Genomic DNA, 12,753 nt, shown 5'->3' on the forward strand with positions numbered 1-12,753 from the left:
GAGGAACTGTGCGACATCGTCTATTCACGTTGTTGCTGGGGCTGGCGGTGTTAATCACCGCTGGCTGCGGTTTTCATCTGCGCGGCACGACACAAGTGCCTGCGCAGTTACAAACACTGGTGCTCGACAGCAGCGATCCTTATGGTCCGCTAACGCGTGCAGTACGTGAGCAACTCCGTCTCAGCGATGTGAAAATCGTTGACGATGCGACGCGTCAGGATATCCCGTCTCTGCGCGTACTGGGCTCAAGCGAAACGCGCGATACCGTCTCTATTTTTCAGGACGGTAAAACAGCGGAGTACCAGATGGTGCTAACGTTGCAGGCGCAGGTGCTGATGCCGGGTGAAGATATTTATCCGCTCAGCGTGACGGTGTTCCGCACGTTCTTTGATAACCCGCTGGCCGCACTGGCGAAAGATGCCGAACAGGACATCGTCCGTCAGGAAATGCGTGAGCAGGCTGCCCAGCAGTTGGTGCGTAAGTTGCTGACCGTCAATGGTAGTCAGGAAGTCAAAAATCGGTTGCAATCTACCGATTCCACCGCTGCCGCCACGCGTTCATGATTCGGCTTTACCCCGAACAACTCACCGCGCAGCTCCATGAGGGGCTGCGCGGTTGTTATTTGGTCTTTGGTTCAGACCCACTGCTGCTGCAGGAAAGTCTCGACAGCATCAAACGGGTCGCTCAACAGCACGAATTCAGCGAGCATTTCAGCTTCATTCTGGATCTTCATACTGACTGGGATGCGATTTTCAGCACCTGTCAGGCGCTCAGCCTGTTCGCCTCGCGCCAATCGCTCTTACTGGTTTTGCCGGAAAACGGCCCAAACGCCGCGATGGGTGAAAATCTGGTTAAGCTTTCTGGATTATTGCACCCCGATATTTTGCTGATTCTGCGCGGTCATAAGCTGACCAAAGCGCAGGAAAACAGCGCCTGGTTCAAAGCGCTGGCGCAAGACAGCGTCTATATCAATTGTCTGACGCCGGAACAGGCACAGCTCCCTCGCTGGGTTGCTCAACGTGCCAAGTCCATGAAGTTGACGCTGGATGACCAGGCCACACAGCTTATTTGCTATTGCTATGAAGGCAACTTGCTCGCGCTGTCTCAGGCGTTAGAGCGGCTGGCGCTGCTTTATCCCGATGGCAAGCTGACCCTGCCGCGTGTGGAAAGCGCAGTCAATGATGCCGCTCACTTCACCCCGTTCCACTGGCTTGATGCGCTGCTGGCAGGCAAAGGCAAACGCGCCTGGCACATTTTGCAGCAGTTAAAACAGGAAGATTGCGAGCCTGTCATTTTACTGCGCACGCTACAGCGTGAACTATTACAGCTGTTGGCGCTAAAACGGCGCATGTCAGACACACCGCTGCGTACGCTCTTCGATCAGCAAAAAGTGTGGCAAAACCGGCGTGACCTGCTCACTCAGGCACTACAGCGGCTTTCTCTTCAACAGCTACAGCAGGCCGTACGCTTGCTAACGCAGGTGGAAATAACCTTAAAGCAAGACTATGGTCAGTCCGTTTGGTCTGAACTGGAATCGCTTGCCATGCTGCTGTGCGGCAAAGCCTTGCCGGAGGCATTCATCTGAATACGTCACCCGCAGCGCCATCCCTGACCGCGTTTTTTGGCGGCACATTTGACCCGATTCATTACGGTCACCTTCAGCCAGTGACCGCACTGGCAAAGCTCGTGGGGCTGACTCAAGTCGTCCTGATGCCCAATAACGTTCCGCCGCACCGGCAGCAGCCCGAAGCCAGTTCCCGGCAGCGTTTTCATATGGCTGAGCTGGCTGTTGAAGGCAACCCGCTATTTACCGTGGACGATCGTGAACTGCAACGGCAAACGCCCTCCTATACCATCGATACGCTGGAAGCGCTGCGGGCTGAAAAAGGCCGAGATGCGCCACTGGGCTTTATCATCGGACAAGATTCGCTGCTAACGCTGCACCACTGGCACCGCTGGCAGGATCTGCTTAGCGTCTGCCATTTGCTGGTATGCGCTCGGCCCGGCTATCGCTCGACGTTAGAAACGCCCGAACTACAGCAGTGGCTGGACGATCATCTGACGCACACGCCGGACGATCTTCATCAGCAACCGCAGGGACGGATTTTTTTAGCAGACACGCCGCTGGTCACCATTTCCGCCACGGACATTCGCCAGCGTCGCCAGCAAGGTCTGGACTGTCGCGATTTATTACCTCCCGCCGTGCTCAGCTACATCGACGAAAGCGGCCTGTACCAATAACGCCGCTTTTCCTGCCCATCAGCCACGGGCTTTATACCACTCGGTAAAAGTGCGTGATATACTCCGCGGCTGGTTTCAATCACCGGAAAAAGCGGAAATTCTCGGCAATTACTCGGTGATTCACCTTTTTCCTAAACAATTCAGCGCCACACGCGTTCGTCAGTTGCTGACAAAACGCCATTGAGGGGGAACCTTTGCAAGGCCAAGCACTCCAAGACTTCGTTATTGATAAGGTCGATGACTTAAAAGCCCAGGATATTGTTGCACTTAACGTGCAGGGTAAGTCCAGCATCACCGATTACATGGTTATCTGTACAGGTACCTCTACGCGTCATGTCGCTTCTATCGCCGATCACGTCGTGCAATCTTCACGCGCCGCGGGTCTGATTCCACTCGGAGTAGAGGGCGAAAGCGCTGCTGACTGGGTTGTTGTCGATTTAGGTGACGTGATGGTTCATGTCATGCAAGAAGAAAGCCGTCAACTGTACGAATTAGAAAAGCTGTGGGGCTAGTATGAAACTGCAACTGGTCGCCGTTGGCACCAAAATGCCCGACTGGGTGCAGACTGGTTTCACCGATTATCTGCGCCGTTTCCCAAAGGACATGCCTTTCGAATTACTCGAAATTCCGGCGGGGAAACGGGGTAAAAATGCGGACATCAAACGCATTCTGGAGCGCGAAGGCGAACAAATGCTAGCCGCAGTAGGCAAAGGCAACCGCATTGTTACGCTGGACATACCAGGGACTCGCTGGGAGACGCCACAGTTGGCGCAACAGCTAGAGCGCTGGAAACAGGACGGGCGCGACGTCAGTTTGCTGATTGGCGGACCAGAAGGACTTTCGCCGGAGTGCAAAGCCGCAGCAGAACAAAGCTGGTCACTCTCGCCATTAACGCTGCCGCACCCGCTTGTTCGTGTACTGGTGGCGGAGAGCCTGTACCGTGCATGGAGCATTACGACTAATCACCCTTACCATCGGGAGTAAGGCGATACGATGAAACCTGTGAAATAACGCTGGATGAAAGTAGAACGTAAACCCTTTCGTGATTATACGGCTGAGTCCGCCCTGTTTGTGCGCCGTGCTTTGGTAGCCTTTCTGGGCATTTTGCTGCTTTCCGGTGTATTAGTCGCTAATCTTTATCATCTGCAAATTGTGCGCGTTGATGACTACCGCACACGCTCTAATGAGAACCGCATTAAGCTGGTTCCTATCGCGCCCAGCCGCGGCATCATCTATGACCGTAACGGCACCCCGCTGGCGCTGAACCGCACTATCTATCAGTTAGAACTGGTACCCGACAAAGTCGACAACCTTAAAGATACGCTCGAAGCCCTGCGCCCCGTCGTCGATCTGACCGATGACGATCTGGAAAACTTTGAAAAAGAGCGTAAGCGTTCACGCCGTTTTACTTCCATCCCCGTAAAAGCTGGGCTCGATGAGATTCAGGTCGCCCGCTTTGCCGTCAACCAATACCGCTTCCCCGGTGTTGAAGTTAAAGGCTACCAGCGCCGCTATTATCCTTACGGCTCGGCTCTGACGCACGTCACGGGCTATGTCTCCAAAATCAACGATAAAGACATAGAGCGGCTAACCAAAGAAGAAAAAATTGCCGATTATGCCGCCACACGTGACATCGGTAAGCTAGGTATTGAACGTCATTACGAAGATCTGCTGCACGGCAAGCCTGGCTATGAAGAAGTTGAAGTTAACAACCGCGGCCGCGTGATCCGCCAGCTCCACGAACAGCCACCGCAGGCCGGGCGTGATATTTATCTGACTTTGGATCTAAGCCTGCAAATCTACATCGAGAAACTGCTGGAAGGCAGCCGTGCTGCCGTGATTGTCACCGATCCACGCGACGGCGGTATTCTGGCGATGGTTTCCACGCCCAGTTACGATCCCAACCTCTTTGTCGACGGGATTTCCACCAAGAATTACACAAAACTCCAAAGCGATCCCGATCGTCCGCTGATCAACCGTGCGACACAGGGGATTTACCCCCCCGCCTCCACCGTTAAACCTTATATTGCGGTCTCTGCTCTCACGGCAGGCGTGATCACAACGAACACCAGCTTGTTCGATCCCGGCTGGTGGCAATTACCCGGTTCCGAAAAGCGCTTCCGCGACTGGAAAAAATGGGGACATGGTCGCCTTAATCTCACCAAATCGCTGGAAGAGTCCGCGGATACCTTCTTCTATCAGGTCGCTTATGACATGGGGATCGATCGTCTATCCGAATGGATGAACAAATTTGGTTACGGCGAGAAAACCGGTATCGATATTTCGGAAGAAAGCAAAGGCAATATGCCAACGCGCGAGTGGAAATTAGGACGGTTCAAAAAACCCTGGTATCAAGGGGATACGATTCCGGTCGGGATTGGTCAAGGTTATTGGACCGCAACGCCTATCCAAATGAATAAGGCGCTGGTGACGCTGATCAACGACGGCCAGGTCAAAACGCCGCACCTGCTTTATAGCTCGCGGGAAAATGGCAAAATTGTGCCTTTCCGGCAGACAGAGAATCAGCAAATTGGCAACATCCACTCTGGCTATTGGGAAGTGGCGAAGGATGGAATGTATGGCGTAGCTAATCGGCCTAACGGTACTGCCCACAAAAGCTTTGAGGATGCGCCTTATAAAATTGCGGCCAAATCCGGTACAGCACAGGTTTTCGGCCTGAAAGAAAACGAAACCTATAATGCGCACAAGATCGCAGAACATCTGCGTGACCATAAATTAATGGTTGCGTTTGCCCCCTATAAAGACCCTAAAGTAGCGATGTCGATTATTCTGGAAAACGGTGGCGCAGGCCCGACCGTTGGCACCATCACCCGCCAGATCCTCGATCATATTCTGCTGGGTGATAACAATACCGATTTACCCAGTGCGCCTCCTGCACCACCGGGTAGCGAGAGTGAGTAACAGACAGTCATGACCGATAGCCAACAAAAGGGATCGTTCTGGGCGAAAATCCATATCGATCTGCCGTTTCTTCTCTGCATCCTGGCACTGCTAGGCTATAGCCTATTTGTCTTATGGAGCGCCAGCGGACAAGACGTCGGTATGATGGAGCGAAAAGTCGTTCAAATCGTGCTGGGGTTTACGGTGATGATCGTAATGGCGCAAATCCCTCCGCGCGTATATGAAGGCTGGGCCCCCTACCTCTATGTGTTTTGCGTGATTTTGCTGCTCATCGTGGATATTTTTGGGCAGATCAGTAAAGGCGCACAGCGCTGGCTGGATCTGGGCTTTATCCGTTTTCAGCCGTCAGAAATTGCCAAGATAGCCGTACCGCTGATGGTCGCACGTTTTATCAACCGTGATATGTGCCCGCCGTCGTTAAAAAATACGGCAATCGCGCTGGTGCTAATTTTTGTCCCTACGCTGCTGGTTGCCGCACAGCCGGATTTAGGCACCTCAATTCTGGTCGCGCTATCAGGGCTATTTGTGCTTTTCCTCGCGGGTATGAGCTGGCGTTTGATTGGCATCGCCGTCCTGCTACTCGCCGCTTTTATTCCTATACTCTGGTTTTTCCTGATGCATGATTATCAGCGCGCCAGGGTCATGATGTTGCTCGATCCAGAAAGCGATCCGCTCGGAGCCGGGTACCATATTATTCAGTCGAAAATTGCGATAGGCTCAGGCGGGCTGTCTGGAAAAGGCTGGCTGCATGGCACCCAGTCTCAGTTAGAGTTTCTGCCAGAGCGCCACACCGACTTTATCTTTGCCGTGCTGTCAGAAGAGCTCGGGTTAATCGGCGTGTTGGTCCTGCTCGCCATGTATCTGTTCATGATTATGCGTGGCTTGGTCATCGCCGCGAATGCGCAAACCTCGTTCGGCCGGGTGATGGTCGGCGGGCTGATGTTGATTCTGTTTTTCTATGTGTTCGTCAATATCGGGATGGTCAGCGGTATACTTCCCGTCGTTGGCGTGCCGCTGCCGCTAGTCAGCTACGGCGGGTCGGCGCTGGTCGTCTTAATGGCGGGGTTCGGTATCGTCATGTCGATACATACTCACCGCAAACTGCTATCTAAGAATTTATAACACGAGGTGAGCAATGCGTAAGGATTGGCTTTGGATCGGCGTAGCAACTCTGGCGCTTGCGGCCTGTACCACAACGGAACAGCGGCAGCCTGTGCCGCCCGTGACTCAGGTTTACAGCGGCCCGACGGAAGAGATCGGTGGTGCAGAACCGCGCTATGAACCCTACAATCAGGGTACGCTGCAAGACTACAGCATCAAAGGCAAGAGCTATAAGATTGTCAAAAATCCGCAAAATTTTAGCGAGACAGGCTTAGCCACATGGTACGGCGAAGAAGCCAGCGGTAACCGCACATCTATCGGTGAAACGTTTGATCCTAATGCGATAACCGCCGCCCACCCAACGCTGCCTCTGCCAAGCTATGTCCGCGTGACCAACCTGAGTAACGGCCGCCGTCTGGTTGTACGCGTAAACGACCGCGGGCCGTATACGCCGGGCAGAATTATCGATTTGTCGAAGGCCGCAGGCGATCGGCTGAATATCTCGAACAATACCAAAGTAAAAGTGGACTTCATCAACGTCGCACCAGACGGTACGCTCTCCGGTCCCGGAACCGTGGGCACCACCGTCGCTAAGCAAAGCTTCGCCCTGCCGGAACGCCCAAGCTTCGGTGCCAGCGGGCTGGGCACACCGATGATGGAAACGACGTCACCAACGCCCAACAACGCCGTGCGCCCGATCAGCAATAGTAGCCTGAGTGCACCAGCAGACAGCGCACAGCCGCAGAGTAGCGCGACGTCGCACAGCGGTGGTTTTCTGGGCGCGCCTTCCGCCCTGCGCGCTGGCGTGGTTGAGTCCAGCGTGACGCCAGCGGTAGCGCCATCGTCATCCGCTGCGCCAATGAACGTCGCGCCAGCTGCAACGGTTGTCGCGCCCGCGGCTGTAACGCCATCTGCCACGGGTCGCTATGTGGTTCAGGTCGGTGCATTGAGCGATCAACAACGCGCACAAACCTGGCAGCGCAGCCTGAGCGAACGCTTCCACGTGGCTGGGAAAGTCACGGCGAGCGGTGGCCTGTATCGTATTCAACTGGGGCCGTTCCAGAATCGTCAGCAAGCCGCTGAACTTCAACAACGTTTGTCAGTCGAAGCTCAGCAGCAGTCGTTTATTACCGCCGCACCCAGCACCCTCTAGTAACAGATAATCGGCAGACTCACGCAGCGAAAACGGCGGCTATGGCATTGAACATACCGCCCTTTTGCAAAATCACGTAACGTAATGTCTGATGCCTGCCTATTTCCCATCTGATATAGTGTGGCTCGTTTTTTAACTCATACCCACGGATGTTGTTGTTCCAATCATGAATACTGTAAACACGTCTCGTTTTACTAAACGTACTGCGCTTGGCGCACTGCTCGCCATTAGCGCCTCTTCTTTTGCCTATGCCGAAGATATCAATCTTAAAACGATGATCCCCGGCGTCCCGCAAATCGATGCTGAATCCTACATCCTGATTGATTACAACTCTGGGAAAGTGTTGGCGGAAATGAATGCCGACACGCGCCGCGATCCGGCCAGCTTAACGAAAATGATGACCAGCTACGTGATTGGTCAGGCCATTAAATCAGGAAAAATCAGCCCGAACGACATCGTTACCGTCGGTAAAGATGCCTGGGCAACCGGCAACCCGACCTTCCAGGGCTCTTCCCTGATGTTCCTGAAACCGGGCGACCGCGTTCCTGTCTCCCAGTTAAACCGCGGCATCATTCTGCAATCTGGTAACGATGCCTGCGTCGCGATGGCCGACTACGTTGCCGGCAGTCAGGATGCCTTCGTTAACCTGATGAACGGTTACGTGAAAGCACTGGGGCTGAAAAATACCAATTTTGAAACCGTGCACGGTCTTGATGCGCCGGGTCAGTTCAGTTCGGCACGCGATATGGCTCTGATCGGTCAGGCGCTGATCCGCGATGTGCCAGAAGAATACGCGACCTACAAAGAGAAAGAGTTCACGTTCAACAATATTCGCCAGCCTAACCGCAACGGTTTGCTGTGGGATTCCAGCCTGAATGTTGACGGCATCAAAACGGGCCATACCTCATCAGCAGGCTTTAATCTGGTCGCCTCTGCAACAGAAGGCCAGATGCGCCTGATTTCTGCGGTACTGGGTGGACGTAACGCCAAAGGCCGCGAATCAGAAAGTAAGAAACTGCTGACCTGGGGCTTCCGCTTCTTTGAAACCGTCGCGCCATTGAAAGCAGGCAAAGAATTCGCTTCTGAGCCCGTCTGGTTTGGCGACAGCGACCGCGTTGCGCTGGGTGTTGAGAAAGATGCCTACCTGACTATTCCGCGCGGCCGAATGAAAGATCTGAAAGCCAGCTATGTTCTGGACAACACGGAACTGCATGCGCCGTTAGCCAAAAATCAGGTTGTGGGTTCCATCAACTTCCAACTGGATGGCAAAACCATCGATCAGCGCCCGCTGGTGGTCATGAATGAAGTGAAAGAAGGCGGGATCTTTGGCCGCATGATCGACTACATCAAACTGATGTTCCATCACTGGTTCGGCTAATCCCCCTTGTGTGGGGCCAAAACGTCCCCATATAAATACCATCCATAACTCCCGCAGAACGCGGGAGTTAGCTTTTTTAGTATACTGTACTGATGTCAGTGCTAATACCGTCGGAATAATGCCGACGTATTACCCTCTCTGGAGCGCAAATGAAAACCAAATTAAACGAACTGCTTGAATTCCCCTGTGTTTTTACCTACAAGGTCATGGGTGAGGCAAAACCAGAGTTGGTCGATCTGGTCGTTGAAGTGGTACAGCGTCATGCGCCAGGCGACTACACGCCGCAGATCAAACCCAGCAGCAAAGGGAATTATCACTCCGTTTCCATCACCATCACTGCGACACACATTGAACAGGTGGAAACGCTGTACGAAGAACTGGGCAACATCGACATCGTGCGCATGGTTCTCTAAAACATAGAATTCTGTAAAGCATAGAGTTCTGTAAGACCTAGGGTTCTGTAAAAGTCATACGGTAATCAAAACGGGCGGGAAAATTGGCGAGTGCGGCAGGGTTTTGTGATTTTGCAAAGTGCTGTTCGCTGAGGCTTCCCGCCGTTATAATCCCCCCACCTTTCCTTAACCTGAAGATGACACACTTGCTACAGGATAAGATCATCGTACGCCAATTTGACGTACAGCCGTATGAACCCGTCTCTCTGGCGATGCATAATTTCACCGACCGACGTGATGATAAAACCCCAGATGAAATCTGGCTGGTTCAGCATCCTCGCGTATTTACGCAGGGTCAGGCAGGCAAAGCCGAACATGTCCTCATGCCCGGTGATATTCCCGTGATTCAGAGCGACAGAGGCGGTCAGGTGACTTACCACGGCCCCGGTCAGCAGGTCATGTACGTGTTGATTGACCTGAAGCGTCGCAAACTCGGCGTTCGTCAGCTCGTCACCGCCATCGAAAACACCGTGATTGGCACACTGGCACATTTCCAGATTGAAGCTCATGCGCGCCCTGATGCGCCCGGCGTTTACGTAGGCGAGCGTAAAATCTGTTCGTTAGGACTGCGTATCCGCAAAGGCTGTTCTTTCCACGGGTTGGCGCTCAATATTGCCATGGATCTCTCCCCTTTCCTGCGTATCAACCCGTGTGGTTACGCCGGAATGGAGATGACGCAACTCAGCGATCTGGTGCCGGGCATCACGTTGGATGACGCCGCCCCTGTGCTGGTGAACACCTTTTTGCAGTTAGTCGGCTACTCCGCACCCGAATTTGTTTCGTGGAATCTGGACGTTCAGGGTGAGCCGCTTCCTGGTTAACGCATGTTATCCTGTTAATAAAAATCAGTCAGTTAGACGATCGTTTTTTGATAAATTACATTTTATTCACATAATTTCTTCATTTTGATCGCGCAAAGGCTGATTGTGGTTAGGCAAGATGATATAATTTTTATAGTTTTTTAAAAAAAAGTTTAACTAAAAACATAATCCTTTGAATTTGAATTACAAATTTAAAGAAACGATTCAGAACTGGAACTTACGCAAACATGAGTAAACCGATTCAGATCGAACGCGGCGTTAAATACCGCGATGCCGATAAGATGGCGCTAATCCCGGTACGTACCGTCGTTACCGAACGCCAAGAGCTTCTGCGCAAACCTGAATGGATGAAGATTAAACTTCCGGCAGATTCAAGCCGTATTCAGGGAATCAAAGCGGCCATGCGCAAAAACGGGTTGCACTCAGTTTGCGAAGAAGCGTCCTGTCCGAATCTGGCGGAATGTTTCAACCACGGTACCGCCACCTTCATGATTCTGGGTGCTATTTGTACCCGTCGCTGCCCGTTCTGTGACGTTGCCCACGGCCGCCCGCTTACGCCGGATGCCAATGAGCCAGAGAAGCTGGCACAGACCATTCATGACATGGGCTTACGCTATGTCGTGATCACTTCCGTTGACCGTGATGATCTGCGCGACGGCGGAGCCCAGCACTTTGCAGACTGTATCAGCGCCATTCGCCGCAAAAACCCGAGTATCCGCATCGAAACGCTGGTGCCAGACTTCCGTGGCCGTATGGATCGCGCGTTAGAGATCCTGACCGCCACGCCGCCAGATGTATTCAACCACAATCTGGAAAACGTACCGCGCGTTTACCGTCAGGTTCGTCCTGGTGCAAATTATGAGTGGTCACTGAAGCTGCTGGAAAACTTCAAGAACGCGCATCCAGATATCCCAACCAAATCTGGTCTGATGGTTGGATTGGGGGAAACCAATGCGGAAATCGTGGAAGTGATGCGTGACCTGCGCCGCCACGGTGTGACGATGCTGACGCTGGGACAATATTTACAGCCGAGCCGCCATCACCTGCCAGTACAGCGCTACGTCAGCCCGGATGAATTCGATGAGATGAAAGCCGAAGCGATGGCGATGGGCTTTACCCACGCTGCCTGCGGTCCATTTGTTCGCTCGTCCTACCATGCCGACTTACAGGCAAAGGGCATCGAAGTAAAATAAGCGCTCATACATATTTACACATTTTTTGTGTGGCATAAAAAACGGACGGCAATTGCCGTCCGTTTTGCTGTGTGAGATGCGATCAGGATTCTTTACGAGATGAATCATGCAGCGCTGCCGTATCATCCGTCTTTGCTGGCTGCTCGTCACTCATCGCCTTCTTGAAGCCTTTAATCGCCGCGCCCAAGTCACCGCCGAGGCTACGAAGTTTATTCGTACCGAACAGCAGAATGATTAACGCGCCAATCACCAACAGCTTGGCAATACTGATACCTTCCATACAAACCTACCTGATTTAGATGCTGGAGACGCCAGCGAACGAGAACGATTTTTATTGAAAATAATTCTTTACTCTATGTCCTCTATCTAAGACCTTATGCGGCATGACACAATTTGCATCTGTAACAAATTGCATCTATAAAAAAGTAAGACGCGGCAAAAGCACTTTCGCCCGTATTCAGATGGCTTTACAACTTTCGCCTCGGCAGCACTACAAAAGTCCCTTCTGACGGCGTAGACTTTCCCTACTAAAGCGGAGATGACATTCCTCCCTACCCTCGCGCAGCCAAAACGCTGACAGCCTTAAAAACAGGGTACAACCGCCACTCGGCTAATGATGTCTACGTCCACCTCGCAGAGAGGGCGTAGCGTCCTGCCCCATACTCTCCGAGACCACAAAAGCAATTCAGGCAAAACAACCCAAGAAAGGTTTCTATGTTCAGTACATTACTCGCGGTATTTATTGGTGGCGGAGTCGGTAGCGTGGCGCGCTGGCAGCTTGGCGTGAAGTTTAACAATCTGTATCCAACGCTGCCGCTGGGCACTCTGCTTGCCAACGTGATCGGGGCTTTTGTTATTGGCGGCGCACTCGCTTTCTTCCTGCGCCATCCTCATCTCGATCAGGACTGGAAAATATTGATTACTACCGGGCTGTGCGGCGGTTTAACGACGTTTTCGACCTTTTCCGCAGAAGTCGTCATGTTCCTGCAAAGTGGGCAATTGGCGGCAGCGGGGCTACACGTCCTGTTGAATCTGGCGGGTTCGTTGCTCATGACCGCACTGGCGTTTGCGCTGGTCACGTGGGTGACAACACACTGAGGTCACGTGGAAATTGATAGCACGTGGAAAATAAAGCAAAAAAAACCCGCCATCGGCGGGTTTTTCACGAAATCGGTATAATTAAATAGCGTTAACGTTAGCAGCTGAAGGACCTTTAGCACCATCAGTGATTTCGAACTCTACACGCTGACCTTCAGCCAGAGTTTTGAAACCGTTGCTCTGGATGGCAGAGAAGTGTACGAACACGTCTTTGCTACCATCTTCAGGAGTGATGAAACCGAAGCCTTTAGACTCATTGAACCACTTAACACTACCTTTAATCTTAGACATCAAACTTACCTTTACATGAATGAAAGACACAAAATCTGTGTCAGGTACAGTACAACAATAGATTGGCCTTTTGTCCAGTTGAAGTTGGATAAAAAGTGATAAA

The 12,753-nt window shown here is 52.5% G+C and carries 15 protein-coding genes and 1 riboswitch; of the genes, 13 read left to right on the plus strand and 2 right to left on the minus strand.

Annotation, left to right across the window (positions count from 1 at the left end):
- Nucleotides 1-8: 8 nt before the first annotated feature.
- The 12 genes from lptE (at nucleotide 9) to lipA (ending at nucleotide 11,261) form a co-directional block, all read left to right on the plus strand.
- Complete coding sequence (lptE, locus tag H4F65_RS07390; RefSeq protein WP_010284054.1) at nucleotides 9-563, plus strand: LPS assembly lipoprotein LptE; 555 nt, start codon at nucleotides 9-11, stop codon at nucleotides 561-563.
- Entirely contained in the window at nucleotides 560-1,585 is a 1,026-nt protein-coding gene (holA, locus tag H4F65_RS07395) for a DNA polymerase III subunit delta (RefSeq protein ID WP_010284052.1), read from the plus strand. Before lptE ends, holA begins: the two co-directional genes overlap by 4 nt.
- Nucleotides 1,552-2,241, plus strand: a complete 690-nt coding sequence (gene nadD / locus H4F65_RS07400; RefSeq protein ID WP_010284050.1) for a nicotinate-nucleotide adenylyltransferase — start codon at nucleotides 1,552-1,554, stop codon at nucleotides 2,239-2,241. The genes holA and nadD overlap by 34 nt, the downstream gene beginning before the upstream one ends.
- A 194-nt stretch (nucleotides 2,242-2,435) precedes the next feature.
- Nucleotides 2,436-2,753, plus strand: a complete 318-nt coding sequence (gene rsfS, locus H4F65_RS07405; protein ID WP_010284049.1) for a ribosome silencing factor — start codon at nucleotides 2,436-2,438, stop codon at nucleotides 2,751-2,753.
- A gap of 1 nt (nucleotide 2,754) precedes the next feature.
- Nucleotides 2,755-3,225 carry a 23S rRNA (pseudouridine(1915)-N(3))-methyltransferase RlmH gene (rlmH, locus tag H4F65_RS07410; RefSeq protein ID WP_005976291.1) on the plus strand — a complete coding sequence of 157 codons (471 nt, stop codon included), beginning with the start codon at nucleotides 2,755-2,757 and terminating at the stop codon, nucleotides 3,223-3,225.
- Nucleotides 3,226-3,258: 33 nt separating this feature from the next.
- The gene (gene mrdA / locus H4F65_RS07415; RefSeq protein WP_010284048.1) at nucleotides 3,259-5,163 is read left to right on the plus strand and encodes a peptidoglycan DD-transpeptidase MrdA; all 1,905 of its coding nucleotides are present in this window, start codon (nucleotides 3,259-3,261) and stop codon (nucleotides 5,161-5,163) included.
- A 9-nt stretch (nucleotides 5,164-5,172) separates the two neighbouring features.
- Entirely contained in the window at nucleotides 5,173-6,285 is a 1,113-nt protein-coding gene (gene mrdB, locus H4F65_RS07420; RefSeq protein ID WP_010284047.1) for a peptidoglycan glycosyltransferase MrdB, read from the plus strand.
- A gap of 13 nt (nucleotides 6,286-6,298) precedes the next feature.
- Complete coding sequence (gene rlpA, locus H4F65_RS07425; RefSeq protein WP_010284046.1) at nucleotides 6,299-7,417, plus strand: endolytic peptidoglycan transglycosylase RlpA; 1,119 nt, start codon at nucleotides 6,299-6,301, stop codon at nucleotides 7,415-7,417.
- A 166-nt stretch (nucleotides 7,418-7,583) separates the two neighbouring features.
- Complete coding sequence (dacA, locus tag H4F65_RS07430) at nucleotides 7,584-8,795, plus strand: D-alanyl-D-alanine carboxypeptidase DacA (RefSeq protein WP_010284040.1); 1,212 nt, start codon at nucleotides 7,584-7,586, stop codon at nucleotides 8,793-8,795.
- Between the two features lie 149 nt (nucleotides 8,796-8,944).
- Nucleotides 8,945-9,208 (plus strand): DUF493 family protein YbeD, encoded by a 264-nt coding sequence (ybeD, locus tag H4F65_RS07435; protein WP_005976281.1) that lies wholly within the window; start codon nucleotides 8,945-8,947, stop codon nucleotides 9,206-9,208.
- 176 nt (nucleotides 9,209-9,384) lie between these two features.
- Nucleotides 9,385-10,068 (plus strand): lipoyl(octanoyl) transferase LipB, encoded by a 684-nt coding sequence (lipB, locus tag H4F65_RS07440; RefSeq protein WP_172644995.1) that lies wholly within the window; start codon nucleotides 9,385-9,387, stop codon nucleotides 10,066-10,068.
- Between the two features lie 227 nt (nucleotides 10,069-10,295).
- The gene (gene lipA / locus H4F65_RS07445; RefSeq protein ID WP_010284032.1) at nucleotides 10,296-11,261 is read left to right on the plus strand and encodes a lipoyl synthase; all 966 of its coding nucleotides are present in this window, start codon (nucleotides 10,296-10,298) and stop codon (nucleotides 11,259-11,261) included.
- An 82-nt stretch (nucleotides 11,262-11,343) separates the two neighbouring features.
- Here lipA and tatA read toward each other — a convergent pair whose 3' ends face one another.
- Entirely contained in the window at nucleotides 11,344-11,541 is a 198-nt protein-coding gene (tatA, locus tag H4F65_RS07450) for a Sec-independent protein translocase subunit TatA (RefSeq protein WP_010284028.1), read from the minus strand.
- Between the two features lie 245 nt (nucleotides 11,542-11,786).
- Nucleotides 11,787-11,891: riboswitch (Fluoride riboswitch) on the plus strand.
- An 84-nt stretch (nucleotides 11,892-11,975) separates the two neighbouring features.
- Between tatA and crcB the strand changes: the two genes are divergently transcribed.
- On the plus strand, nucleotides 11,976-12,359 hold the full coding sequence (gene crcB / locus H4F65_RS07455; protein ID WP_010284026.1) for a fluoride efflux transporter CrcB: 384 nt from the start codon (nucleotides 11,976-11,978) through the stop codon (nucleotides 12,357-12,359).
- Nucleotides 12,360-12,440: 81 nt separating this feature from the next.
- On the opposite strand, the gene cspE is transcribed toward crcB, so the two are convergent.
- Nucleotides 12,441-12,650: a transcription antiterminator/RNA stability regulator CspE gene (gene cspE, locus H4F65_RS07460; protein ID WP_005976270.1), complete on the minus strand. Its 210-nt coding sequence runs from the start codon at nucleotides 12,648-12,650 to the stop codon at nucleotides 12,441-12,443.
- Nucleotides 12,651-12,753: the final 103 nt, after the last annotated feature.

It is taken from the genome of Pectobacterium brasiliense, assembly GCF_016950255.1.
In the GTDB taxonomy this organism is placed as follows: Bacteria; Pseudomonadota; Gammaproteobacteria; order Enterobacterales; family Enterobacteriaceae; genus Pectobacterium; species Pectobacterium brasiliense.